37 protein-coding genes are annotated in these 24487 nt (G+C 59.0%); 31 read left to right on the forward strand and 6 right to left on the reverse strand.

Going from position 1 to position 24487, the window contains the following annotated elements; genetic code table 11:
• Positions 1-11 precede the first annotated feature (11 nt).
• The 4 genes from ATY75_RS32255 to ATY75_RS32270 all read right to left on the reverse strand — a co-directional run bounded on the left by ATY75_RS32255 (position 12) and on the right by ATY75_RS32270 (position 1955).
• Positions 12-287: a hypothetical protein gene (locus tag ATY75_RS32255; RefSeq protein ID WP_088940572.1), complete on the reverse strand. Its 276-nt coding sequence runs from the start codon at positions 285-287 to the stop codon at positions 12-14.
• Between the two features lie 61 nt (positions 288-348).
• The gene (locus ATY75_RS34850) at positions 349-1146 is read right to left on the reverse strand and encodes a hypothetical protein (protein WP_190241464.1); all 798 of its coding nucleotides are present in this window, start codon (positions 1144-1146) and stop codon (positions 349-351) included.
• A gap of 67 nt (positions 1147-1213) precedes the next feature.
• Positions 1214-1630: a hypothetical protein gene (locus tag ATY75_RS34395; protein WP_143535375.1), complete on the reverse strand. Its 417-nt coding sequence runs from the start codon at positions 1628-1630 to the stop codon at positions 1214-1216.
• 79 nt (positions 1631-1709) lie between these two features.
• Positions 1710-1955, reverse strand: coding sequence for a hypothetical protein (locus ATY75_RS32270; RefSeq protein ID WP_088940574.1), 246 nt, complete (start codon positions 1953-1955; stop codon positions 1710-1712).
• A gap of 447 nt (positions 1956-2402) precedes the next feature.
• Between ATY75_RS32270 and ATY75_RS34855 the strand changes: the two genes are divergently transcribed.
• The gene (locus ATY75_RS34855; RefSeq protein WP_190241465.1) at positions 2403-2561 is read left to right on the forward strand and encodes a hypothetical protein; all 159 of its coding nucleotides are present in this window, start codon (positions 2403-2405) and stop codon (positions 2559-2561) included.
• Here ATY75_RS34855 and ATY75_RS32275 read toward each other — a convergent pair.
• Positions 2551-2817 (reverse strand): Arc family DNA-binding protein, encoded by a 267-nt coding sequence (locus ATY75_RS32275; protein ID WP_143535376.1) that lies wholly within the window; start codon positions 2815-2817, stop codon positions 2551-2553. The two genes, ATY75_RS34855 and ATY75_RS32275, sit on opposite strands and share 11 nt — an antisense overlap.
• A gap of 161 nt (positions 2818-2978) precedes the next feature.
• Between ATY75_RS32275 and ATY75_RS32280 the strand changes: the two genes are divergently transcribed.
• Positions 2979-3317, forward strand: coding sequence for a hypothetical protein (locus ATY75_RS32280; protein ID WP_088940576.1), 339 nt, complete (start codon positions 2979-2981; stop codon positions 3315-3317).
• A gap of 8 nt (positions 3318-3325) precedes the next feature.
• Here the strand turns inward: ATY75_RS32280 and ATY75_RS32285 are convergent, their stop codons facing one another.
• Entirely contained in the window at positions 3326-4075 is a 750-nt protein-coding gene (locus tag ATY75_RS32285; protein ID WP_088940577.1) for a helix-turn-helix domain-containing protein, read from the reverse strand.
• Positions 4076-4099: 24 nt separating this feature from the next.
• On the opposite strand from ATY75_RS32285, the gene ATY75_RS32290 reads away from it, so the two are divergent.
• From ATY75_RS32290 to ATY75_RS32430, 29 genes are all read left to right on the forward strand, one after another.
• Positions 4100-4306: a YdaS family helix-turn-helix protein gene (locus ATY75_RS32290; RefSeq protein ID WP_143535377.1), complete on the forward strand. Its 207-nt coding sequence runs from the start codon at positions 4100-4102 to the stop codon at positions 4304-4306.
• A complete protein-coding gene (locus tag ATY75_RS32295) occupies positions 4303-5244 on the forward strand; it encodes a sigma factor-like helix-turn-helix DNA-binding protein (RefSeq protein ID WP_088940579.1) in 942 nt (313 codons plus the stop codon). The genes ATY75_RS32290 and ATY75_RS32295 overlap by 4 nt, the downstream gene beginning before the upstream one ends.
• Entirely contained in the window at positions 5241-5762 is a 522-nt protein-coding gene (locus tag ATY75_RS32300) for a hypothetical protein (protein WP_143535378.1), read from the forward strand. Before ATY75_RS32295 ends, ATY75_RS32300 begins: the two co-directional genes overlap by 4 nt.
• Positions 5759-6259: a hypothetical protein gene (locus ATY75_RS32305; RefSeq protein ID WP_088940580.1), complete on the forward strand. Its 501-nt coding sequence runs from the start codon at positions 5759-5761 to the stop codon at positions 6257-6259. Before ATY75_RS32300 ends, ATY75_RS32305 begins: the two co-directional genes overlap by 4 nt.
• A 100-nt stretch (positions 6260-6359) precedes the next feature.
• Complete coding sequence (locus tag ATY75_RS32310; protein WP_088940581.1) at positions 6360-6668, forward strand: hypothetical protein; 309 nt, start codon at positions 6360-6362, stop codon at positions 6666-6668.
• Positions 6665-6835, forward strand: a complete 171-nt coding sequence (locus ATY75_RS34860; protein WP_190241466.1) for a hypothetical protein — start codon at positions 6665-6667, stop codon at positions 6833-6835. The genes ATY75_RS32310 and ATY75_RS34860 overlap by 4 nt, the downstream gene beginning before the upstream one ends.
• Positions 6832-7071 (forward strand): hypothetical protein, encoded by a 240-nt coding sequence (locus tag ATY75_RS32315; RefSeq protein WP_088940582.1) that lies wholly within the window; start codon positions 6832-6834, stop codon positions 7069-7071. Before ATY75_RS34860 ends, ATY75_RS32315 begins: the two co-directional genes overlap by 4 nt.
• Before the next feature lie 56 nt (positions 7072-7127).
• Positions 7128-7556: a hypothetical protein gene (locus tag ATY75_RS32320; protein WP_143535379.1), complete on the forward strand. Its 429-nt coding sequence runs from the start codon at positions 7128-7130 to the stop codon at positions 7554-7556.
• A 53-nt stretch (positions 7557-7609) separates the two neighbouring features.
• Positions 7610-8128, forward strand: a complete 519-nt coding sequence (locus ATY75_RS32325) for a hypothetical protein (protein ID WP_143535380.1) — start codon at positions 7610-7612, stop codon at positions 8126-8128.
• An 89-nt stretch (positions 8129-8217) separates the two neighbouring features.
• Positions 8218-8916: a hypothetical protein gene (locus ATY75_RS32330; RefSeq protein WP_088940585.1), complete on the forward strand. Its 699-nt coding sequence runs from the start codon at positions 8218-8220 to the stop codon at positions 8914-8916.
• Positions 8916-9437, forward strand: coding sequence for a hypothetical protein (locus ATY75_RS32335; protein ID WP_088940586.1), 522 nt, complete (start codon positions 8916-8918; stop codon positions 9435-9437). The genes ATY75_RS32330 and ATY75_RS32335 overlap by 1 nt, the downstream gene beginning before the upstream one ends.
• Positions 9437-10279, forward strand: coding sequence for a methyltransferase (locus ATY75_RS32340; RefSeq protein ID WP_088940587.1), 843 nt, complete (start codon positions 9437-9439; stop codon positions 10277-10279). Before ATY75_RS32335 ends, ATY75_RS32340 begins: the two co-directional genes overlap by 1 nt.
• On the forward strand, positions 10276-11754 hold the full coding sequence (locus tag ATY75_RS32345; RefSeq protein ID WP_088940588.1) for a DnaB-like helicase N-terminal domain-containing protein: 1479 nt from the start codon (positions 10276-10278) through the stop codon (positions 11752-11754). The genes ATY75_RS32340 and ATY75_RS32345 overlap by 4 nt, the downstream gene beginning before the upstream one ends.
• Before the next feature lie 61 nt (positions 11755-11815).
• On the forward strand, positions 11816-13435 hold the full coding sequence (locus tag ATY75_RS32350; RefSeq protein WP_088940589.1) for a DNA cytosine methyltransferase: 1620 nt from the start codon (positions 11816-11818) through the stop codon (positions 13433-13435).
• A 76-nt stretch (positions 13436-13511) separates the two neighbouring features.
• Positions 13512-13988 carry a helix-turn-helix domain-containing protein gene (locus tag ATY75_RS32355; RefSeq protein WP_190241467.1) on the forward strand — a complete coding sequence of 159 codons (477 nt, stop codon included), beginning with the start codon at positions 13512-13514 and terminating at the stop codon, positions 13986-13988.
• A gap of 88 nt (positions 13989-14076) precedes the next feature.
• Positions 14077-14694, forward strand: a complete 618-nt coding sequence (locus ATY75_RS34400; protein WP_143535381.1) for a hypothetical protein — start codon at positions 14077-14079, stop codon at positions 14692-14694.
• Positions 14652-15239, forward strand: a complete 588-nt coding sequence (locus ATY75_RS32365) for a GcrA family cell cycle regulator (RefSeq protein WP_088940592.1) — start codon at positions 14652-14654, stop codon at positions 15237-15239. The genes ATY75_RS34400 and ATY75_RS32365 overlap by 43 nt, the downstream gene beginning before the upstream one ends.
• Positions 15236-15439 (forward strand): helix-turn-helix domain-containing protein, encoded by a 204-nt coding sequence (locus ATY75_RS32370; RefSeq protein ID WP_088940593.1) that lies wholly within the window; start codon positions 15236-15238, stop codon positions 15437-15439. Before ATY75_RS32365 ends, ATY75_RS32370 begins: the two co-directional genes overlap by 4 nt.
• Positions 15440-15920: 481 nt before the next feature.
• Complete coding sequence (locus tag ATY75_RS32380; protein ID WP_245317676.1) at positions 15921-16316, forward strand: hypothetical protein; 396 nt, start codon at positions 15921-15923, stop codon at positions 16314-16316.
• Complete coding sequence (locus tag ATY75_RS32385; protein WP_088940596.1) at positions 16313-16957, forward strand: DUF6362 family protein; 645 nt, start codon at positions 16313-16315, stop codon at positions 16955-16957. Before ATY75_RS32380 ends, ATY75_RS32385 begins: the two co-directional genes overlap by 4 nt.
• A gap of 682 nt (positions 16958-17639) precedes the next feature.
• On the forward strand, positions 17640-18215 hold the full coding sequence (locus ATY75_RS32390; protein ID WP_088940597.1) for a hypothetical protein: 576 nt from the start codon (positions 17640-17642) through the stop codon (positions 18213-18215).
• Between the two features lie 12 nt (positions 18216-18227).
• Positions 18228-18695 carry a hypothetical protein gene (locus tag ATY75_RS32395; RefSeq protein WP_143535382.1) on the forward strand — a complete coding sequence of 156 codons (468 nt, stop codon included), beginning with the start codon at positions 18228-18230 and terminating at the stop codon, positions 18693-18695.
• Positions 18661-20229 carry a phage terminase large subunit gene (gene terL, locus ATY75_RS32400; protein WP_348627424.1) on the forward strand — a complete coding sequence of 523 codons (1569 nt, stop codon included), beginning with the start codon at positions 18661-18663 and terminating at the stop codon, positions 20227-20229. The genes ATY75_RS32395 and terL overlap by 35 nt, the downstream gene beginning before the upstream one ends.
• Positions 20229-20426 carry a hypothetical protein gene (locus ATY75_RS32405; protein ID WP_088940600.1) on the forward strand — a complete coding sequence of 66 codons (198 nt, stop codon included), beginning with the start codon at positions 20229-20231 and terminating at the stop codon, positions 20424-20426. Before terL ends, ATY75_RS32405 begins: the two co-directional genes overlap by 1 nt.
• On the forward strand, positions 20426-22534 hold the full coding sequence (locus ATY75_RS32410; RefSeq protein WP_088940601.1) for a portal protein: 2109 nt from the start codon (positions 20426-20428) through the stop codon (positions 22532-22534). The genes ATY75_RS32405 and ATY75_RS32410 overlap by 1 nt, the downstream gene beginning before the upstream one ends.
• Positions 22534-22839: a hypothetical protein gene (locus ATY75_RS32415; RefSeq protein ID WP_088940602.1), complete on the forward strand. Its 306-nt coding sequence runs from the start codon at positions 22534-22536 to the stop codon at positions 22837-22839. The genes ATY75_RS32410 and ATY75_RS32415 overlap by 1 nt, the downstream gene beginning before the upstream one ends.
• Complete coding sequence (locus ATY75_RS32420) at positions 22836-23042, forward strand: hypothetical protein (protein WP_088940603.1); 207 nt, start codon at positions 22836-22838, stop codon at positions 23040-23042. Before ATY75_RS32415 ends, ATY75_RS32420 begins: the two co-directional genes overlap by 4 nt.
• Entirely contained in the window at positions 23043-23363 is a 321-nt protein-coding gene (locus tag ATY75_RS32425; protein ID WP_088940604.1) for a hypothetical protein, read from the forward strand. It begins immediately after the preceding gene.
• 223 nt (positions 23364-23586) lie between these two features.
• Entirely contained in the window at positions 23587-24456 is an 870-nt protein-coding gene (locus ATY75_RS32430) for a hypothetical protein (protein ID WP_088940605.1), read from the forward strand.
• The last annotated feature ends 31 nt before the right edge of the window (positions 24457-24487 follow it).

Below are 24487 nucleotides of genomic sequence, written 5' to 3' on the forward strand. Positions count from 1 at the left end.
CGCGGAAGGGATTAAGCGGATGCCTTGCGGGCGGCGATCATCGCAGCAGGCGTCTGCCCGTTGCGCCAAGCCTCATCAAAGGCAGAGCAAGCTTCCTGAGGCGTCTTGCCAAATCCGCTCACCCCGATTTGAAGATCATCGCCGAGCAGGGCGCACCACATGTCTCCGTCTGCGAAGACACGAGGGCGCAAGAGAACGTGCGGCGCGGTAACGGCGTGCTGGATGACGCCTGCCATCTCGCAGACGGAAAGCTGGATCATGTAAGCTTCGTTCGAAAAGTCCGTCATCGTCTCTATCCTTCATCTGTCCCAGAACATCGGCGGAGGCCGGATCTGCGGGGTGGGTGGTTCAGGCGGCGACTGCTTCAATCGGCGCCAGATCAAGCCACTGCGCGCCGGGAACGCCCATCTCGATCAGGATCTGCACAACATCTTCCGCGAAAGCGCTCAGCACCTTGTCTCTGGCTTTGGACCAGGCGTAGGCGGAGGCGTCGGCGGAGGCGGAGGCGTAGGCGGAGGCGTAGGCGGAGGCGGAGGCGTAGGCGGAGGCGGAGGCGTAGGCGGAGGCGGAGGCGGAGGCGTAGGCGTAGGCGGAGGCGGAGGCGTCGGCGGAGGCGTCGGCGTAGGCGGAGGCGTAGGCGGAGGCGGAGGCGTAGGCGGAGGCGGAGGCGTCGGCGGAGGCGTCATTCGCCACTTTTTTCGCGTTCAACGCGGCTTCCTTGTTCGCTTCCTTTTCGCAGCGGTCGGCCGCCGCCAGGAGCGCGGCTTTGTGGTTGCTGTCCTTGTGGATGGATGCCGCGGCACGGAGCGCGATCGGCACTTGCTTGCGAATGGCAAGATCGACGAGGCGGCGCGCGAATTCCTTGTCGTCCAGATTGTCGCGGCTGCCGAGCTGGATGAGCGCAAGGCGACGAAGGCCGGCGGCTCGGGCTTCATTGCTCGACCACTGGCTGTCGTTCAGCCGGATCTTGAGGCTGCGCAGGATCGGCGCAACGCACTTCGGGTCATCGCTGTGCGGGAGACCGAGGGCGTAGCACACGGCTGCCTCGACACACATATGGCCGGGGATCGGATTGCCCATCCCAGAGACGAGACCGGCGTCTACCGTCTTCAAAACCTTCGCTGCAATTTCTCTGGTGATTTCCATTTCCGTCTTCCTCTGTTCGAGATCGTCTTCGATATCCTCCGCAGTGAAGGGAGGATGCCGAAGGGGATCAGGAAGCGGGGCGGTCGACGTACTCGACCTTGGGGACGTACGGGAACGTCACCGGGACGCGGCTTTCGAAACTGGTGAAGCAAGCGCCTGAAGGCTCACGAAATACTCGCCCTTGGCTGTCGTAAGCCTCGCCATTCGTTTTGAAGACATGCGAGCAGCGCTTGTTCTGGAACTCGCCTGGGCATACTTCATGCCACTCGTCATCTTCCCCGGTGAGAGGCGTGAGGGGTTCGAAGCGGGCAACGCGTTCGAATGCCTGTATGGCGATCGATGCCGACATGCCGCTATGTCCTTCGTCAGCGAAGACGTCGATCATCCTCATGACCGCTTCACCCAGCATCCCGCCGTACATGCTGTCTTCGTCGAAGAAGCCGGCGCGGGTCAGTTCGTCCTTGGCAAATTCTTTCAAGCTCATCGTCTTCCTCATCATCTTCCGCTTGGTGGAGCAGTGAGGCCGTGGGGGCTTCGATCTGCTTTCGATAAATTCTCGGTGGCTATCGTGCGGAAATGTCCATGACATCGCCCCAGCGGTCGTCGTCGGACGACAAGGAAAACGTCAGGTTCTTCCGGGCCTCAGCCTCATTACGGAGGACTCCGCGCATGATCAGGATCTTGCCCTCGATGCAGGACGCCATGTCCCAGTTGCCCTGCTCGCGCTCTGTCCCGGAGTGCTTGCCATGAGCGGCCCGCTTCTCCTGGACATAGGCGTACAGCGTGTTGAGGAGTTCTTCGTTCGTCATCGGGTCGCCTCGGGTTGATGCAGAAGATCGGCCGGGGCGGTTCTCTGCGGTTGATGGAGCAGATCGGCCGTGGCTTCTTCGTGCTCCGTTGGCATTCGTTGTACAGGCAAACTATACAGCGTGCAAGAGGGGCTGAGAAAAAAGTTTAGGCAGACTAGACAGAATTTTTGGATGAGCGTATCTCTGTCGCCAGTGATTGGGCGACCGGGTGCAATTCCCGAGCTGACGAAGCCCAGCGGCGCGGGAAGCGAAAGTCCTTAAGTGCGCTGTCAGAAAATCAGGACGAGGGCGAAGCGAATGGCCCCTCTGGCACGTGTCCCATCCCGGCTCCGGCCTTCAGGAAGACATGGCTATAGTTTCCCCTGCTTCATGGATTTAGTTCCATGGGGTAGGGGGAAGCTATGGCCGGAACCCTCCCTCACCAGCCTTCAAGACAAGGGAAAACAGATGGATAGGAAGAGTATCTCTGAAGAAGAGATTAAGTCTCAACAGACCGAAAATGGTGGTTGGACCAAACAGACGCTCGCACAATGGGGCGTGCCATGGCCGCCACCGAAAGGTTGGAAAGAGGCTTTGCTGAAAACCGGTGTGCCGTTCAGCGCTTGAGGTGCTTCAGCAGGAAATTTGCACGGTCGATGATTTCGTGAACCGCGGCGATCTCGGAAGGCTCTTCGTTCAGAAATGTCGAATGGAGCCGGGAAATTATCTCAGCGGTCACGGACCGATCGTTGTCCCTGGCGGCTCTGGAAATCTTCACCCGAAGTTCCAGCGGAATCCGTAAGTTGAACTGGGGGTCATCCTTCGACATGGTGAACAGATGACACAAAAGTTTACCGCCTGATATGCACCACTTATCTACCACTTGCGCGTTCCGATACAAGCGCGGGTGGCTAGCCACGGGGCTGGCGGTGGGTTAGTGTTTGAGTTCGTAACCGGCGGAATAATAAAGAAAAATTAAAATTGTAATAATCACAAAACACCGTCGGGCGAGTGAGGAAAGAACACTTTTCGGGAGAAGGAATCATGCTCGGCATGGAGGCAAGCAGTTTTGCCGAACGGCACTCGATGGATCATGCCGCCCTCGCGGAAGATCCGCTGCTAGAGGCTATCGTGCGATATCGACAGGGGATGTCTGATTTCGCCGCAAACGCGCCTGACGACCTGGCTTTGGCTGATGCATTCGCCGAGAAATCCTATCGACCAGCACGGCGCATCCTTGTGGCATGGAGCAAGCCGGCCGTGACTTTCGTCGGCGCGGTATCAGCGCTCAAGATGGCAAAAGACGCCGATTTGAACGACGATTCGGAGGTCGTCAGCGCGATGGTGAAAGCCTCGCTGGCATATTTCGAGTCCGTCCGTTGAGCTCCTCCTCAACGCGAAATCTTCCGCCGTCGTTCGATTGGTGACCACTTTGCGATCACGATATCAGTGACCGTAATTTCCGTATCGCTATCGCCAGTGAGTTCAATATCCGACTGCCAGTCGGGATCGGTGCTTTCCGGCCGCAAGAGCCACCGGCCACTTTCCCAGATTAGGGTCTTGGCTGTGTATTCGGCAAGCCCGTGCTGCAGGCGCCGAACGATGACCAAGTCACCATGTTCCGGCTCGATGCCGCCAGAATGCAGCTCGATCGCGTGCAGATATTCACCGTTGGCCGCAACCTTGTTGATGCTGTTCCCCGAGACGCGATAGAGGCGCTGCCCGTAGCCTGGATAATCCGGGTGTGTGGCGACCGGCTCATAGGTCCGCTCGAAGCGAACCGTGGCTTCCTTCCACATGCCGGCGGCGACCTCGCCCACGACTTCCAGGCCAACCCTCATGGCCGAAGGCTCATCTTCGCCCACGCCATTGACCAGCCAATTGAGCGGCTTATCCGTCGCCTGGGCTATAGCCTGCAGCGTCGAGTGGCGCGGCCGAACCTCCCCAGATTCCCACTGCGCAACGGCCCCGCGGGTCTTCCCCACGGCGGTCGCCAGCTGCTCTTGCGTCATCTTGGCGTCTGATCGCGCTTTGAAGATTCGTTGGTTTAGTTCCATGGCGAGACCATAGCCATCGGGCTGTACAAAATCTCCGATAGTCTCACTTGACGCGCCGTTAGTTAAACTGTACATCTTGGTCATTCTCGCGAAATAGGGAGTGCGGAAGTGCAGAAGCTGGAAGGAATGGACGCCGTTCGAGACAGGATGCCGCTGGCACGCCTGGCCCGTGAGATCGGCATCACTCGCGGGGCGGTCGCCCAGTGGGATAAGGTTCCGGCCGAGCGTCTCGGCGCAGTGAGCCGTGTTACCGGCATCCCGTTGGAGCGCCTGCGTCCGGATCTCTTCGAAGAAGCGTCGGATGTCTCGCAATGAGGGACGAGACGCGAGCCATTCTTGATAGGATCAAATCCTATGCCGGTGAGGGCCTCACCCGCGACGAAACTGCTGTAAGGCTTGGTCTCAGCTACCAGACGGTAGTTAAATACGCTTTGAGCAACGGCATCGCTTTCAAGCGGAAGAAAGATGACGGCCCAACAGGTAGCCGTAACTCCGTAATTTGCCAGCGATATCTCAAAGGCGAAAAGCAGACTGATCTTGCCAGAGAGTTTGGCATTACGCGTGAGCGCGTTCGGCAGATTATCGAACGCTCTGGTCTCGTCTCGGAGAGAAAGCGCCATGCTGATTTCATAGCGGTTGTCGCCGGGACGGTATCTCGCAAAAATCTCACCCTCACCGAGGCGGCCCATATGTTCGGGCTGTCGAGAGCCAACGTTTACACTCACTGCCGAATGCATGGGGTGACACCTGCAAGCGTGACGGCCGAGGAGCGGGCCGAACTCAACGCTCTCGCTCTGCAAGTGGTATCCGGGAAAAGCGTCAGGCAGGCATCCAATTGCGATCACGCAAAGGCGGAAAAGCTTAGGCGTCATCTTGTAAAAAACGGCATCAATGCCAGAGGCCGTAGCAGATGGGATGATTTTTCCGAAAGGAAGAGACTTATCGCGGAATGGAAGTCCGCCGGTCTTTCTTGGGAAGAATGCGCCGTAAAGCTCTCCAAACACGATGGCCGGAAAATTACCGGCGGCGCTTTGGTATCGTGGTGCAGCAGACATATGAGGCAACTGGTCGCTTTTAAGAAGGCCAGCGGTCTTCCGAAGGGAGTGACCAACCATAAGGGTCGCTTCATGGCGCAGATCAACCTCGGCGGAAGATCCAAGTATATCGGTCTTTTCGATACCCCTGATGAGGCGCACAAGGCTTATTTGGTAAAACTTCATGAAACGAGCCCAGTGGCTGGGGTTATGCAATGACCGCCGCCACCGCCCTCCAATCCGCCCCGCGCGTCTACCTCGATCTCGACGGCGTCATGGCCGATTTCGATGCCCATTTCCCGGCGCTCTTCGGCGTGGACCACCGCAGCATGCTCGATGACGACATGTGGTCGCAGATCAATGCTCATCCGAGCTATTTCCGCGATATGCCGCAATGCCCCGGCGCCTTGAATTTCTTCAAGAGCATCGAGGCGCTGAACCCGATCATTCTGACGGCCTGCCCGAAGTCCAATTACGCCCATGCAGCGCGACAGAAGCGCGAATGGGTGAGGGAACACCTCGGGCATCATGTTCCCGTGCTGCCGGTCATGGGTGGCTCCAGCAAGCCGCTGTTTATGCATGCTGCCGGAGACATCCTGATCGATGATTTCGAGCGGAACACCGCCGCATGGTCCAAGGCCGGCGGCGTGGCGATCCTCCATTCCAATTTCGAAGACACGAAGGCGGCTCTCGGGGATGTCATGAAGCGCGCGATACGCGCGGCGGAGGCTGCATGAGGTGGCTTGTTTCCAAGTTGGCTCCCCGGCTGATCTCGATCGCCGATCGGCGCGATGCGGATATCTACATAGGCGGCCGCGAAGACACGTACCTGGCTCGCTGGTGGCTGATACCGCGCAACAAGTGGTTCAACGTCTATCTGCACCATTTCCAGCGCTCTGATGACGACAGGGCCTTGCATGATCATCCTTGGTGGAACCTGAGCGTTCTTCTTCGCGGCTCCTACACCGAGGAAACGATCAACGCCGGCGGCGTCCACGTCATGACGATCAGGACGGCCGGCGATGTGAAGTTTCGGTACGCTTCCGAGGCTCATCGCATCGAGCTCCATGCTGGTCCTTGCTGGACGCTTTTCATTACCGGCCCACGCATCCGCGAATGGGGGTTCCATTGCCCGAAAGGCTGGCGCAGTTGGCGAATTTTCACCAACCCGGCCGACAACGGAGCGACGGTTGGTCTCGGCTGCGGCGAATACGATGAGGGGGCACCGAAGTGACCATCCAAACCAAGCACCAGTTCGATATCTCCGCCCAGGTCGAAGCCGCTCGCCAGTCTCAGCGCGTCGGGTTCGAGGTCATCGCGACAAGGAGCCGGTCATGAAACCCACCCTGTCTCCCGAGGCTCTGTCCGCACGTGTTGGCAGCGATACGCGCCATGCGAGGGTGGTCGGCATCCTCTGCGCCGTATACCCCAAGGAAATCTCTGCATCGAACCTGATGGTCCGCGCTGGCCTTCAGTTCCATGCCGATCGCGTGGCGGCGTTCACCCAGCTTTGCATTTCCGTTGCCCACATCAATTCCAGGCTTCCGCATCGAGTGGGTTGGAAGATCGATCGGACTGGTGGAACGCCCAACGATTTCTACAGGCTGGCTCCGGCGGTTGAGAGCAAAGGGGATGCGGCATGAGCGATTTCGTGAAGGGCTTTCTCTCCGCAGCCGGCGGCGCCATCGCTTTCGCCATCATCATCTTCCTTGCCCGTCGCCATCCGCGTTCGCCGGTCCTCGATGATCTGGACTACGACAACGCCCATCCGGACGGCTGGGTAAATCACTTCAAGGAGGATAAGCCGTGACCGTTCTCCTCATCATGCTCCAGGCCATTCTCGCGGCCATGATCGCCTCCTGCATCCTCGTTTTGCTGGCCGCTGCATTTCGATACATGCGCGCCGCACCGGAGGATCGGGTTCTTATCTCCGACGCCCCCGAAAGGGGAAACGTCATTCATCTTCATCATTTCCGCCGGAACGCTTCAGGTTCCAAGCTTATCGCTCCGGCAACTCCTCAGTCTCCGTCTTCTGACGTGGGCTGACGCAATACCTTTCTGCCGCGCCCTGACGAGGATCAACCTACGTAGGGCGCCAAAAAATGAACAGGGAAAGTTCTGACCGGATTTCGGTCAAAGCAAATCAGGGAAAGTCGAAAGCAATGTCAGCAGTAAATGTTTTCAATCCCACGGAAGCAGATATCGCGGCTCGGGAAATGATTGAGCGGACAAGCCGGGGCTACGGAGACCAGATGAACGCATACGACAAGGTCGCTGATCTTTGCAGCCTGTCTGGTCGTCAACTTCGCAGGTTCCTTTCCGGAGATCTGAAAGACCCGAGTTTTCGGTTGCTCAGCGGAATACAGGGCGGCTGGATCAAGTTCTGGAAGGCTGAAGTTGGGCGGCTTCAGACGGTCGTGGCGGACTACGAGGAAAGGTACGGGAGTGATCATCTTATCGATATTAAAGCTGAGGCTGAAGCTTTGGCTAAGAGGTTGGAAATTGCGGAGAAACAAACGAAAGGACGGTGATGGCAATGGCAACAGCGGCAGGACATAAAGCCGGAAAGATCAGTGAGGAGGATATGGACGTTCTCCTCGCAATTCACACGCGGAAGCTTTGCGCTGATCGCGAGGCCAAGAAGGCCGCCGCTGCGCTTGAAACGAAGCACCTGGCGGATGCCAAGAACGACGGCTTCGACGTCAAGGAAATCAAAGACTACCTCGACGTGATGCTGTCCGACGACCCAAAAAAGATCGTCGACAAGTTCGGCATGATGCGGCGCAACCGCGAAAAGCTCGGCGTCATCCCACCGCAGGCCAAAGACCTTTTCTCCGACCGTGTGACGCGTGAGCAGCAGATCGATCGTGACGGCTACGAGGCCGGCTTGAACGGCCTTGAGCGCAATCCGCGCCATACCCGAGGCGGCACCGAGGATGACGTCTGGTACGCCGGATATGACCGAGGCCGGTCGAAATACGAGGGCCGCTGGGAGATTGTTCTTGCCGCGATGGAAGCGGCCCGCGTGGCGGAAGAAACGGCAAAGACCGGCGTCGAGCCCCCGACCAAAAGCGAAAACCCCTTCGCATTCACCCAACACTGACTGCCGGCCGCCATCCTCCTCCCAAGCGGCGGCTGGAACCTTACTCGGCGCGAATGCCGAGGATTTTTTCGAACCTTTGAGGAACAATCATGATCGTTTGGGGAATCGACGCTTCGTCAAAGTGCGGGCTGGCCATCTGGGATACGGACCGCGATCTGGCTTCGGTGCATTGCGAGGTGATCGAGGTCAAAGGCGAGAGCAACCATTATTGGTTCGCCGCGCAGATGGGCCGGATTCTTCGCGCTCGTGTGGAGCGTTTCGGAATGCCAGACCTCCTTGTCATTGAACAAGGATCGCATAGCACCCAAGGCACAGGCGTCAACGGCGTCATTTGGGCATGGAACTGCATCGGTGCCGTCATGGCATTTTCCGGCATCTGCGAATTTCCGATTGCCACCATTCATCACGACTCTTGGCGCAAGCCGTTCTATGGGGCTGGGTTCGTATGCCCACAAGAGCCTGTCATGGAGACTGTAGAGGAGCGAGGACAGAGAATCCGCCGCCAGGTCATCGAGAAGGGCAAGCCGAAATTCAAGAACGACTGGAAGACGGCAGCAATCCAGAAATGCGAACGGGATGGCGTCACGCTGCCTCCCCAAAAGACGATCGCTCACAATGCCGCCGAGGCTGTCGGGATCGCCCATAGCTGGGTTCACTCCACGCCGATCAATGAAGAATTCCACGCCGCTTTCAAGGCCATGAAGCTCGCCAACGGCGATCGCGAGGCGAACTTGTTCAGCGCCGGCAAACTTCGCTCTCAGCAGCGGAATGACAGGAGCGCGGCATAATGGGAAAGCGCTCGTCATTTGATCGCCGCAAGAACGACGCCTATCACACCCCAGCCGCACCAGTCGCGGCGCTCATCCCTCATCTTCGTGGCATACGGACATTTGCAGAGCCGTGCGCGGGCGAGGGGCACCTTGTCGGCCATCTACAGCGCCACGGCCTCATCTGCGCCTACGAGGGCGATATAGAGGCTGGATACGATGCGCTGACCTATCGCTTCGAAGATGAGGCGACCTTTGACGCCATCATCACCAACCCGCCGTGGACGCGCGAAATCCTCCATCCGATGATCGAGCGGTTTCAGCAGATCGCGCCGACGTGGCTGCTTTTCGATGCTGACTGGATTCATACCCGTCAGGCCGTCCCGTTCATCGACCAGTGCAGCCACATCGTCAGCGTCGGCCGGGTGAAGTGGATCGAGGATTCCAAGTTCACCGGCAAGGATAACGCGGCCTGGCACCGCTTCCATGCACAGCATACCGGCGGCCCTCGGTTCTTCGCCAGAGAGGCAATGGCTGCGTAATGGCAAAGCTCACCAAAGCCCAAGCAAAGGCTCACCAGCAGGCATGCGACCTCCTGAAGAAGGAAGTCCTTTCCGAGGACGACAAGATATTCGTGCTGGAGAATTGGCAGGAATCCGCATCTCACATCAATACCGTTGCCGGCGCCTTCTTCACTCCCTTCCATCTAGCACGAGACTTCGCGATCGAGGTCTATCCCGGCAAGATCATCGACCTATGCGCTGGGATCGGCATGCTGTCGTTCGCCGTCAAGAGCAAGCACCAGTGGGATAAAGCACCCCTAGATTTGACATGCATTGAGGTCAATCCGGATTACGTGGCAGTGGGGAAAAAGATCCTGCCGGAGGCAACCTGGATTGAGGCCAGCGTCTTCGACGTTCTGGCGATGGATCTCGGGCATTTCGACGTTGCAATCAGCAACCCGCCATTCGGTCGGATCAAGCGGCATGAAGGAAAGAGGGCGCCGCGATATACCGGCGCGGAGTTTGAATTCCATGTCGTCGATATCGCGGCCCATCTCGCTGACTATGGGGTCTTCATTCTCCCCCAGATGTCCAGCGGCTTCAAATACAGCGGCACGCAACGCTATGATCGCGATACGGACGGCAAAGCGTTCGACTTCCAGCAGAACACCGGCATCTTCCTCGGGCCATCCTGCGGCATCGACACCGAATGCTACCGGGACTCGTGGCGCGGCGTCTCGCCTCTCTGCGAGATCGTCTGCTGTGACTTCGCAGAGGACCAGGCCGAACCGGACGCTCCGGTGCTCGAGATCGCCGATGAACCGGCGCCCGCCGTCGACGCCCCCAAAACGCAACTCGATCTTTTTGGAGAGGCAGCATGAACGCCGCAAGACACGACTTCACCCCGGCCCAGATGGCGGATCACTTCGGACAACCGGCGGAAGTCCAAGTCGCCCCCAGCAACATTGAGGCGGAGCAAGCCCTTCTCGGGGCCGTCCTCATGAACAATGAGGCTCTGGACGTTCTCCGCGTTCCGCTTGAGCCAAGCCATTTCTACGAGGCAATCCACCGCGATATCTTCGGGGCAATTCTTGATCTCCGCAAGGCCGGCCGCCATGCGAACCCGGTCACCGTCCGCAATTATGTCGATGACGTGCAGATCGGGGAAAAGACGATCTCGCAATATCTCGCCAGTCTGGTGAGCAATGCGGTCACAGTCATCAATGCACCCGACTATGCCCGCGCCATCATCGAGGCATCGGCACGGCGGGCCTGTCTTCAACTCAGCCAGAAGATGGAGAAGACGGCCTACTCGAAAGAACTCGATATCATGGATGAGTTCGAGGCCCTGAAGGCAAAATTCGAGGATGTCGTTAAAGCGCTTCAGGGCGGCGATGGCATCGAGAACCGCCGACCTGGCGATGCTTATCTGGATTTCTTCAGCTCAACATCTCTGAACGGTGGCGCCGTCGGCGTGGTCATTGCTATCCCGGCCATCCGCGCGGCGATCGGCGAAGATGTCTTTGCGGCCGGGAATGTCTATGGCCTACTCGGGGCCAGTGGCGAAGGAAAAACCGCCACCACGATGCAACTGATCTACGGCGCCGTTGCTGCCGGTCACCCGGTTCTTTTCCTCTCCTATGACCAGTCGGCGCCGCAATGCGTCAGGCAGATGATCGCCCAGGTGCACGGCATCGACACAAAGCAGCAGAACGATCCCGAGCGCCGCATGACGCAGAGCGAGCGCGACAAGTGCATGATGTTCGTTGCATGGCTCAACCAGCAGCCGTTCGAAATCATCCGCTGCCGGCGCGAAGGGATATCCCGGCTCCTCGCCTACGCCAAGCGCTTCATCAAGCGCCACAAGAACGGTAAAACCCCGCTCATCGTCATTGACCATATCCTGAAGATCAAGCCGCGGGATGATCGCGCATCGCCAGATGTCCGCTCGAGCGAGATCAACATGGAAGCCAAGGCGTTCGCAGACGAGACGCAGTCATCTTTCCTCATCCTCAATCAGCGCAACGGGCAGGGCGGCTATCGCCTCAATCCTCGCCCGATCGGCAAGGACATCTACGGCGGTGAAGGGGCAAAGCAGGATTATGACGCCATCGCCTACCTCTATCGGCCGCAGCACTGGCGCGAGGAAATGCTCGCCACGGCGGCCGATGACCGGGAGCGCGGGAAGATCAACGCGGTCTTTGCCGAGTTCGGCGGTGATGTCGAGGAGATTGCAGAATTCGGGGCGCTGAAGTGCCGCTTCGGTGGCCGCGGCATTCGTGAGCGGGAGAGATTCGAAGCTCGGTACACACGGTACGTCCCTATCCAGCCTCAGCGTGAACCGGAGCTTTTCTAATGACCACCCTCATCCCCCGATACGTCCCTAACGCTCCAGAACGGGAAAGGGAGTTGTTCTGATGCGCTATGGCTCCGTCTGCTCAGGAATAGAAGCTGCGACCATGGCATGGCATCCGCTCGGCTGGACGCCCGCATTCTTCTCCGAAATCGACAAGTTCCCGTCTGCGGTTCTTGCTCATCACTATGGATCGAACATGCCTGGCGAGCCGCTGGCAAAGAACGGGATACCCAACTATGGCGACTTCACGCAGATCGGCCCTGAAGCAGGACCAGTCGACCTTCTTGTGGGAGGAACGCCCTGCCAGTCCTTCTCGGTCGCTGGAAAGCGTCTCGGATTGGATGACCCGCGCGGCAACCTCGCCCTCGAATATCTCTCTCTGGCTCGCCGCCTGCGCGCCCGCTGGATCGTTTGGGAAAATGTCCCCGGCGTCCTTTCCTCTTACTCCGGAAGCGAACAGACAGCACGTGAAGTTCAGGAAGGTCCAATTGGAGGAGAGGGAAACGGTATCGAAGACCGTGACTTCGCCATGTTCCTCTCCTTCGTTCGGGAGTGCGGGTATGGGTTCGCCTACCGAGTTCTTGACGCTCAACATGTGCGGGTGGACGGCCACGCTCGTGCCGTCCCACAGCGACGGGAGCGTGTGTTCCTTGTCGGATATCTTGGAGACTGGCGACCTGCCGCCGCAGTACTTCTTGAGCCCGAAGGCATGCGCGGGGATTCTGCGCCGAGCCGGAAAGCGGGGCAAAGAGTTGCCCCAACAATTGCAAGCCGCCCTACAGGCGGTGGCGGACTCGGGACCGACTTCGATCTTGATGGAGGATTGATCGTCGATGAGGCAGCCCGCTGTGTCACAGCGGGCTATGCCCAGCGTCTTGATTGGGAGACGGAGAACTTCGTCGCCCAGGCATACGGCGGGAACAATACCAAAGGCCCCATCAGTGTCGCTACCGCGGTAAATGCTCACGGTAGCCCCGCTGGTCGCATCGACTTCGAAAGCGAAACGTTCGTTGCTCATAGCCTTCGGGCCGAAGGCTACGACGCCAGCGAAGACGGGACGGGCAGAGGGACGCCTATTGTTCCTATCCCCATGACGCTGGCGATCCGTGGCAGAGACGGTGAGCCTGATATCGAGTGGCGGCAGGACGGAACGGCAAATGCCATCCTGACACCGAATGGCGGGCGCGCTGGTATGGGCGTTGGGGCGATTGCTCATGCTATCCAAGCTGGCGCGCTTCGTGAAAACCCAAACAGTGGCCCTGATGGTGTTGGTGTCCAATCTGGTGTCTCCTCCACTCTGGAAGCTCGGGCCGAAGTGCAAGCCGTAGCATTCGGTATCGACAGCGATTGCTTGGACAGAAGCGGCGAAGGGGCAGGCGGGAGCGCAGGCGAACGCTCTGGGCTCGGGATCACCGAGGGGCATATCAACGCCCTTAGGGCCAAGCGTCCCAATGCTGTTGCGACCGAGTGGGCCGTCCGTCGCCTGACGCCCCGCGAGTGCGAGCGCCTTCAGGGCTTCCCAGATGATTTCACCAATGTCCCGTATCGCGGCAAACCCGCCGCTGATGGCCCGCGCTACAAGGCGCTCGGCAACTCAATGGCGGTCAACGCGATGCGTTGGATAGGCCAGCGTATAGACATCATGGAGAGGCTTTTGCAGCAGAAGGAAGCAGCAGAATGATCACTTCTCTTCAGGATGCCTTTCAAGCACTCCAACGGCCCATTGAATGCGGCCTCCACTGCGCAGGAGAAGCCGCATGATCACCCCCGTCAGACAATACTCCTCCGCCGCAGAGAACATCCGGCAGGCGCATATCATCCGGCAGAGGCTCATGAGGCCGAGGAATGCCGTGAAGGCTGTTCCTGTGCTGACGGTTGCCCACCGCGCCCTTGAGCGTCCTGAACAGCCTGACAATCCCATCGATGACAGGGACAAGAATCCAAAAGATGCTCACGTCTTGGCGTGGGTCTCGAACAACTTCAACCGTATCTCACCATGCCAAGCTCACATGCGCCAGCGCTGCGAGGAACTCGGCATAACCTTTGAGGATCTTATCAGCAAGAAGCGTACTCGGTCGATAGTCCGCCAGCGGCAACTCATCATTTGGGAGATCAAGACGCAGGTTAAGCCGTCAATAACGCTACCTGAGTTGGGTCGTATGTTCGGTGGAAGAGATCACACGACTTGTCTATGGGCTATTCGTCAAATCGAGGCTCAAAAACATGACAAGTAGTTCATTTTGTTGTAGATTTGTCGAACCGGTTTTGGGTTCTCACCCCTCCACCGGTTCTAACCAAGCCCGAACATTGGAGGTTCGAAGAATGGCTGATCTACGTTTATGTTCGATTCCTGACTGCGGCAATGCCCGCAAAACAAAATGTTACTGCAACGCGCACTACAAGCGCCTGCGCAGGCATGGCAATCCCCTCGGAGGCCGTACCCGTACACCTAACGGCGAACTCTTGCCGTGGATTCACGAAGTTGCCCTGCATCACACGGGCACCGACTGCCTGACATGGCCGTTTGGTAGGGGGGCAACCAAAGACTATGGCATGCTCAGGGTTGACGATAAGATGGTGTACACCCATCGCTACATATGCGAACTGGTTCATGGCTCTCCTCCAACTCCTGATCATGATGCCGCCCATTCCTGCGGCAAGGGCCACGAAGGATGCGTCGCGCCTGGGCACTTGGATTGGAAAACGCGTGCGGAGAATGTTGCTGACACACTCGTCCACGGAACGCGCAATCGAGGCGAACGCAACGGCCAAGCCAAACTGACCGAAGCCGACGTGCGCATAATAATCGCACTGAATGGCACCGAAACGCGATGCAAGATGGCTGATCGGTTCGGCGTGTCGAGTAGAGCTATCGCGGACATTCACCGCGGTCGCAGATGGGCTTGGCTATCCGAACAGGTGAAGAGGGCAGCAGAATGAACATCAGACCGACAGTCGATATCAACAAGGCCGCTGAAATGTGGGCTGATGATGCCTCGATAGGGGATATCGCTGCGCATTTCGGGGTTAGCCGGGGCAAGATATCCGGGATCATGGGCCGCGATCGTGAGCGGTTCCCGCAGAAGACCAAGGGCAAGATGGCCAAGAACCGCGCCGCCGGCAATGGCAACGGTGTCTCTAAGGTCGCCTTCGGAGCGGCGCCGGGGAAATCTCTCCCCACCAGATCCAACGGCGGTCACGCCGGCCATAAGCTTTTCAACGTCCACAAAGCCAGAATAGAGGCCGCCAGACGCGAAGCGGCAGAATTCCAGGCTGGAACATCGGCCTACCTGCAAATCGCTCCTGATGACGCCCTGAGGCTGGAAACAGGCAAGGAACTGATGGATCTCGCCGCGCATGATTGCCGGTGGCCGGTCAGCAACATATCGCCCTTTCGATTCTGCGCTCACAAGCAGTTTCAAGGTTCCTCCTATTGCGCCCATCATATGCTCCGGTCTTTGCCGAAGGAGGCTCGGGAAGGATGAGCGCCCCTAAAATCACTCCCCGCGAAAAGGAAATCATCACCTGGCTGAGCTACGGGAAAACGACGGACGATATCTGCGGAATCCTCGCCTGCAAGAAGTTCACCGTGGAAACCCACAAGCGAAACATCATGGACAAGATGGGCGTGCCGAATGTGACGGCCATGGTGGCGTCGGCGCTGAGACAAGGGCTCGTGGAATGAAAAAAGGTAGACTTTGCGAGATAGCCGATTGTGGAAAGCCGCACTTCTGCCGCGGCTTTTGCCAGATGCATCACCGCCGTCGAGAGGTGCATGGCGATCCCCTCCATTTTGACAAGAAGAAATCACTCCATGGGGAGCCTAGCGCTTATTTCGATTCTGTGGTTGTCCCGTATGCCGGTGTTGACTGCCTCCTCTGGCCATATGGCAAATGCGACGCTGGCTATGCCCAGATCAGAAAGGACGGAAAGCCGCAACGCGTTCACCGGATTCTTTGCGAGGTCGAGAATGGTGCGCCTCCGACGCAAGACCTTATGGCGCTGCACTCCTGCGGTAACGGACACCTAGGGTGTGTGACCAGAAAGCATCTCCGATGGGGAACGGCATTCGACAACGCCCAAGACGCTAAACGGCATGGCTCAATCTGGTGGGCAAAATGACACGGCATAGATGTGACATCTATCGCGTAGCGCGCCAATGCGGCGTGAAGCTCTTCGACGGCCATTTGCATAGCCCGACCAGCCGGAAGCCGTTCGAATGCTACTGCAAGCCGACGGTGCGGGAGATCGGCGCCGACCACGGGGAAGATCATATGAAGCTCGTCTTCATGTTGATGACCGGCAACAAGGCGAACGCGGCCGAGCTTTATGCCGACATGCTGAAGGCTGTCTCGTCTCTGTTGGCCCGCAACCCGGCGCTGCTTCGCTCCCCCACTCTCGTCGAAGACTTCAACTCGATCGACCTGGGCAGCCTTCGGCGCAAAGCTAAGGCAATGAACTGCGGAATCCCGACAACCCATGTTCTCCGCGTGTTGATCGGAATCAAATTCTTCCAGCCCCTGCAGGGCGACCTTCTGGACATGATTGGAGAAGCGGCATGAATTACGAGGCATGGACATGGAAGGCGATCGAGGTCAGGATCATCGAGATGGCAGACACGCTCCGGGTCCTGCCGGCTGACCGCGGCCCGAAGCAGTTCGGCAGCGCCATGCCAGAGGTCGTGAGGCGCTATGACGAGTCATACGGGTTCGATGCAGCCCGCTACAGAGAAAGCGCTTCAGCGGCCAGCCTCGGGCGAATGGAAGAGTGTTTCGACTGGATCAACACGTATCTCGATGAAGCAGCCCGCAAGCTTGTCTATGCCTGGTCATGGGTTAAGGTGAGGAAAGGCATGAAAATACATGCTTTCGCAGCGGAAAATGACATGAACGACCGAATGCTGCGGCGGCAAATCCAGCACTATTGTCAAATAATTGCGAACAATCTCAACCGCATTATGTCAATTCGGTTGAACAGTGAGGATTGTGGTCTGTCCGAAAATGACGGAGAAAGCGATCAATCCGATGTAACGTCGAAGAAGTGCGAGCGAAGCGCTCCGCATTGGATGGCATCGGATGCAAGGCCGATACTGGATCTCGAAAGTCCAGAGTTGGCCTCCCTCACCAAGCGGCTCGATGAAGCAAACCGCCGGCGCGAACGTGAAGCGCGACGACGGGCAAAGCTCCAGATGGAAGCCGCATGAATACCAGGGGAAGCCGCCGCGCCCCGCCTTTATGACACGATCGGCATGCACGATCGCCGGCGGACAAGCAAGGAGGGTAGCCCTGCAGTTTATTTGAGTTGCTGACGGGAATGCTCGTTGGCGGGATGCCCAGTCCTCGCGGCTAGTCCGTCCTGGGAAGTCGTCGGATGCATACGGCGCAAGGGTGTGGCCCGCACTTGGTGGTATGGACAATGCCAGGGCATCTATTCGAGGCGAACACCAGAGAGACTACATCGGCTTATGGATGTCTCTCCATTCCTCGTCGCCTCAACGAAGCAAAAAGCCGGAGCGCTTTAGCTCTGGTCCCGGCCATCGATAAGCAGGGTGGTCGGGCGGTTCGCCGAAAGGCACGAGATCGGGAAGTGCTTATAGCGGCGGCGAGGAGACTTAGGGCTCTGGTCGTAACGGGTCCGCCAAAATGGTCCCCAACGCGGGGATTATACCAATCAAAGATTGAAACACCGCGCGGCGGTACTCCGACCGGCCCAACCAGCGACCGGCACAAGGCCATGCTCGTATCGAAGAGGAACACCGGAGCCGTAGCGGGAAAGCTCATTACCGGTGGAAGCAGGCAGGCTGGAACAAATTCCAATTCCGGCAAGACCGGATGACACGAGCGCCGCGATGGCGCTTTTTCTTTGCAACCGAAAGGAAAACTTCAATGTCCGGTCTTCTCACCAATGGCGTGCCTTCGATCGGCCCGCTCTACGGCTCGGAAAAAACCCTGCTTGATACAACCAACGCCACCGGCTCGCTGCCGATCACTGCAGCCGCGTCCCTGGTGCATCTCGCAGCCGTGATGAACATGCTGGCCAACAACCTCAGCGCCACGCCTGTCGCGGGCTCCCGCTACTATGTCTCGACGTCGATCGGTGTCGCCCAGCAGATCACCGGCGTCCAGTTCCTCATCGGCGCCACCGGCGGCACGGACAACGCCATCGTCGAGCTTCACGACTCCACCGGCGCTCTCGTCGCCACCAGTGCCACAGCGGGCACTCTCGTTGGCACTGCCGGCACTTATCAGCGCATTGCCTTCACGGCGCCATACAATGCCCAGCCAGGCACCTACTTCATCGCCCTGCAGCTCAACGGCACCACGGCTCGCTTTGCCCAATACAATGCGCCGTCCACGCCGCTGCTCACCGGCTCGGCAACCGGCACGTTCGGCACCGGCGCTGCGATCACCCCGCCGACGACCTATACCGCTGCCCGCGGGCCGGTTGCGCTGCTGTACTAAGGACAATCCTGAATGCCGGCTCTCCGTAATGCCAAACACGAAGCCTACGCCCAAGCCTTGGCAAAGGGGAAGTCGGCGACTGAGGCAATGGAGATCGCCGGCTATTCAGATCCACGCAACTCAACGCGGCTGACGAAGAATGACGAAATCGCCCGCCGCGTTGAGGAGATAAAGGTTAGAGCATCACACAAAGCCGAATGGACAGCTGCTGACAGGCTTCTCGCTCTCAAGAGCATATTCGATGCCTCAGCCAAGGATGACCGCCGTACAGCCATCTCGGCCATTGCAGAGGCCAACAAGATGCAGGGCAGTTATGCCCCGGCCAAGCACCAGCATACAGGGGCCAATGGTGGCCCAATCCAGACAGTCGACCTCACAAACCTGAGTGAAGATGACCTCTCCCGCCTCGAAGCGATCTTTGGTCCGCTTGCCGGTGCCGCCGGCGATGATGATGAAGGCGATACGGGAGGAGAGGGCTAGGCGCGCTGCTGAGGCGGAACGCAAGAGGATCGCCCAGGACGCCGAACTGATCCGGGCACGGTGCCAGACGCTAGAAGGGTTCATTCGCGAGTTCTGGCCCATCCTTGAGCCAAAGCGAGAACTTAAATTCGGGTGGGCGCTGCAGGCCATGTGCAAGCACCTTGAGGCGGTCACCTCGGGGAAGATCCAGTTCCTGCTCATGACCGTGCCGCCTGGCATGATGAAATCACTCCTGATGGTCTTCTGGACCGCTTGGGAGTGGGGGCCATACGCAAGCCCCGAGATGCAGGTTCTGGCTACCTCATACAGCCAATTGAACGTCCTTCGCGATAACCTGAAGCTTCGGCGCCTCATCGAGAGTGACAAGTTCCAGGCGATATGGCCGCTCAAGCTTCGCGACGACCAGAACGCCAAGGGGAAGTTCGAGAACACCGGCAACGGCTTCAGCGAGGCTCGCCCGTTTAGTTCCATGACCGGTGGCCGCGGCGATCGGGTGAAGGTCGACGACCCGCATTCGACAGAGACGGCCGAAAGCGACACGGAACGCGGGACAACGATCCGCATCTTTCGGGAAGGCATTTCCGACCGTCTGAACGATGTCACCAAGTCGGCGATCGTCATCATCATGCAGCGGCTGCACACGCAGGACGTGGCTGGCGTGGCGATCAACCTGGATATCGGCTTCGTCCATCTCAACTTGCCGATGGAGTTTGAGCCCGAACGCACGGTAAGCGGCAAGACAACTGGCGGCCCATGCCGGACATATGTTGACAACCAACTATTCTTTGAGGATCCGCGCGAGCAGGAAGGGGAGTTGCTTTTCCCCGAGCGTTTCCCTCGCGAAGAGGTGGAGCGGCTCAAGAAGAGCAAGGGGTCGTATGCGTGGGCCGGCCAATATCAGCAGCGCCCGTCGCCGCGCGATGGCGGCATGTTCAAGCGTGAATGGTTTGCCGACAAGGTCATAGACAAAGCGCAGCCCGGAACCGTCTGGGTGCGCCATTGGGACCTTGCAGCCAGCACGCGGAGCAATTCGCCCCGGACGGCCGGTGTCAAAATGGGTCGCCAGCCAGACGGGACGTTTGTGGTGGGCCACTCGGCCAAGGAACGGGCTGATGGCCATGCCGTCCGCCTCTTGATCTCGACCACAGCGGAAATAGACGGGAAGGCTGTCTACATCAGCCTGCCGCAAGATCCAGGCCAAGCCGGCAAGGTGCAGGCTCAGGATTACGTGAAGATGCTGGCCGGGTTCACGGTGAAAGCCGAGCCCGAAAGCGGCGACAAGATCATACGTGCAGAACCGTACGCTGCCCAGTGCGAAGCGGGGAATGTCTTTCTGCTCCGCGGTGAATGGAACGCCGACTATCTCGACGAGCTGTGCAGTTTTCCCGGCGCCGACCTCAAAGATCAGGTCGATGCCAGTTCCGGTGCCTTCGGACGTCTGCTGAACATCGCGTCGGCTCCCAAGGTCAGCCTGGCCGCCAAGACAAACCTGAAACTGCCGCCGGCTGCTGCGGCTCAATCGTGGATGAGATGATGGCCGAACCGAAGCAAATAGGTGCCGATATCCGCGCTCCTGTGACTGAAGAGACATACAGCATCGCCCGCGCCACGCTGCTTTGTGAATGGGAGCGTCGGGGCGGTGGCCCTTACGAGGAGACCGTTTCCACGGTCACCATAGAAAGCAACGGCGATAGCTTCGAGGCTGTCAGGATTGATTGGATCTCTGCATAATGGCTCCTCGTGAAAAGCTTTCCGAAGACGAGAAGATCGTCAAGGAGGCAAAGGACCGCGCGAACCTGTGCCAGACATGGGAGTCCGACGCCCGCAAGAGAGGCATCGAGGACACCAAGTTCGCCAATGGGGATTCCGACAACCGCTGGCAATGGGATGATGCGATTGTCAGCGCCCGCGATGGCAAGCCCTGCCTCACCATCAACAAGACGCAGCAGCACAATCTCCAGATCGTCAACGACGCGAAGCAAAACAAACCGGGCGTGAATATCCGTCCGGTAGGCGATGGCGCCACCTATGAGGCTGCCCAGGTCTTTGAAGGCGTCGTCCGGCATATCGAATACCAGTCCAATGCCGAGCAGGCTTATGACACGGCTTCCGAGCATCAGGTCGAGGCCGGGATCGGCTATTGGCGCATTGTCACCGACTATGTGTCAGATGACAGCTTCGATCAGGAAATCTTCATCCGCCGGGTGAAGAACCCGCTGTCGATCTATCTCGACAAGGATATCTCCGAGGCAGACGGCTCCGACGCCCGCTATGGCTTCGTCTTTGAGGACGTGCCGCGCTCGCAGTTCGAAGCCGAGTATCCCAAGCACAAGGATGCAGCCGACGTCGCGCTGAACGCTGGCGACAGCTGGGTGACAGAAGACACGATCCGCATCTGCGAATATTACCGCAAGGAGCAGAAGAGGGACGAATTGCTCGCCTTCATCGTTCCTCCTCCGTATCAGGAGGCTGGCCAGCAGATCATCGTCCGCAAGTCGAAGATGGACGATAACCAGAAGGCCATCTTCGCTCTGGTGGATAATGCAGAGGACACGCAGCGGCGGCCGATCCTCACCGATGAGATCACTTGGTACAAGATCGCTGGCAGCACGATCATCGACAGCCGGCCGTGGCTGGGGAAGTATATCCCGATCGTCCGCGTCATCGGCAAAGAAACGGTGATCGAGGGCAAGCTCGATCGCAAGGGCCATACGCGGGCGATGAAAGACCCGCAGCGGATGTATAACTATTGGGCGTCGGAAGGCACGGCCCAGGTCGCACTTCAGTCCAAGACGCCCTATATCGCCCCCGCCCAAGCGATCGAAGGGCTCGAGACCTATTGGGGTAAGGCGAACGTCGATAACGCCGCTGTGCTGCCATACAATGCGATGACGGATACGGGGGAGACCATTCCCGCGCCGCAGCGCCAGCAGCCGCCACAGATGGCCTCCGCCTATATTCAGGGCATGCAGCTCTCCCAAGAGCAGATGATGATGTCTTCGGGGCAGTATCAGTCGCAGTTCGGGCAAAACGAGAATGCGACGTCGGGCAAGGCGATCAATGAACGCCAGCGCCAGGGCGACACGGCCACCTATCATTTCATCGATAACCTGGCGATTGCCATCCGCTTCACCGGCAAGATCCTGATCGATCTCATCCCGAAGATCTATGACACCAAGCGCGTCATCAAGATCATGGCGAAAGATGGTGAGGAGTCGGATGTCACGATCGATCCGAGCCAGCCGGACGCCCACCAGAAGGTGGAACAGGCAGAGCAGAAAGCATCTGTGATCTTCAACCCGACAGTCGGTCGCTACGAAGTCCAGTCGGATGTCGGCCCAGGCTATGCCACCCGCCGGCAGGAGGCGTTCAACGCGATGACGCAGATCGCATCGCAGAACCAGCAGTTCATGAATGTCGCCGGTGACCTGATGTTTAAGGCTGCCGATTTCCCAATGGCGGACGAGCTTGCAGAGCGGTGGTCAAAGACCATCCCGGCAGCGATCAAGGGTGACGGGCCGCCCCCTGAGGTTCAGCAGATGCAGCAGCAGTTGAGCGCGATGCAGAACTCCATCGCCGCGCTGAACGAGAAGCTGAACGATAAGACGGACGAACTGAACATCCGCGCCTATGACGCCGGCACCAAGCGTCTATCGGCCATCGGCAACTCGGGGCCGGCGATCACTCCCGATCAGGTGCGGCCGATCTTCCTCCAGTTGATGGCTGAAATGCTTCAGGTCGGCTCACCGGAGCCCGCTGGCGAGCAACAGCAGCCATCGCCGATGGATATGCCGCAACCCGCTGCCATGCAGCCACAGCAGCCGCAAGGGATGATGTAATGCTCCTCCAGATCCGAGCCGGCGAAGTGCCGAAGCTCATCAAGCACACGGCCAAGGAAATCGCCGGGGCCTTCTACGACATGCACCGCACGGACCAGTTCCGGGCTCAGGCGGGATCGCAGCGACAGTTCGTTCGCCGCCATTGGACGGACCATGTCCCGGTTGCGATCGAATGCCTGACGGGTGTTCTCGCTCTGCCTGGCACGTCGGAGCATGAGAAGGAAGCCATTTACGACGCGCTGACGATCTTCCGCGAGCGGGCAAGCGCCGGCACTCCATCCCTTTCCATGAGGACGCTGCAATGAAAAAGCCCGCATCGATGAAGCCGGTGGCGAAGGCCGGCGGTGCTCCCAAGGCGGCGCCGAAGACGGTCGCTAAATCGTCGGGATCGAAAGCGTCTCCAGCCCCTTCCTATGCCGAAGAGGACAAGAAGTGGAAGACGCGCAACGAGGCTATGGCCAAGGAACAGGCGCAGAAGCTCTCTGGCCTTTGCGGAAAGGCGAAATAAATGGCAACTGTAGCCGTGGCGCTGACATCGGTCAGCAATAAAGCAAGCTCTGGGCTCAATGCGGTGATGCCGTCTGCTGATGCCGAGCCAACACTTTCGACGACCGTTGCTTCAAGCGCGGCATCGGCACAGGCTTCGATCACGTGCCCGGACGACGGGCGCCAACACTATTGGATCATCACGGCGCTCGGCAATGTATGGGTGGCTTTCGGGACCAACCCAACGGCGGTCGCTGGAACCCACTATCTCGTGCCGGCGGGTGCCACCCGCGATTGGGCTGCAAAGCCTGGTCAGAAGTGCGCAGTGATCGACGCAAGCTGATGTTCTCCGGTTTCGCTCAACACATCGGCGCTGCGGGGCAGGCGAGGGCAACGGCCCGTCTCGCCCCGCGCGAACACGACGACGAAATGCAGAAGCGCCAAGACCTCGCCTACGATGCTGAGCGCTGGCCGCACTGCATGGACGTCAAGACCAGTTCCCGACACAGCGGGTAATCTGTGGCCCCGTACCTGTGCGGCACACAGGGCTCTCGACATGGTGACACATGGACCCGAACGAACTGATGGCCACGCAGGGCCAGCCAGACGGCGAAACTGCGGCCAATCCGGGGAACGAAACAGCACCGGAGCTGAACAATGACGAACAGCATCATGACGCCGGCCAAGGTGAAGGCACCGAAGGCGGCGAAGGTGAAGGCCAAACCGAGGCCGGCACCGAAGAACATCAGCAGCCCGAAACTCCCAAGCCGCAGCAGAAAAAGCCGCTGTCATGGGAAATGAAGCGGATCCACGAGGAGACGAACAAGCGTCGGGAAGCCGAGAAACGCGCCGCAGATGCCGAGGCAGAGCTTCAGCGCCTCCGTGGTGGCAACACGTCCTCGCAATCCGACCCGCCGGCCGATGGCACTCCGCCATCCATTGAAGAAATTCGCCGGCAGGAACGCGAGAACATCCGGCGCGAAGAATCGGCCAACAGCGAAATGGCGCGGCGCAATGCCGCCTGTAACGCCACCTTCGAAAAGGGCGTGGCGGACATCCCGGACTTCGACGAGGCGCGTGTCTCTCTGGTTTCTGCCTTTGGGCACGAGATCAATACCCGGCCGGAATTCCTAGACGCGATCACCGAACTCGAAAACGGTCATCAGGTCTTCGCCGAGCTTGGCCGCAACCCGGCAGAGGCGGAGCGAATCCTGTCTCTGTCTCCGGTGAAGATGGCGCTGGAGATCGCGCGCATGGGCGACAAGCTCGCAAAGCCGGCCGTACCGACACCGAAGCCCATCTCCAAGGTTCCGGCCCCGGTTACCCCAATCGGAGGCCAGACGAAACCGGCAACCGCTCTTGAAGACGCAGATGCAGATCAAGACGCGTGGTCGGCTGAATACCACAAGATGATGGCGGCAAAACTCAAGCGCTGACCATCACAAGCATGACCTGACCCGGCAGGCA

Source organism: Rhizobium sp. N122, assembly GCF_002211295.1.
GTDB lineage: Bacteria > Pseudomonadota > Alphaproteobacteria > Rhizobiales > Rhizobiaceae > Rhizobium.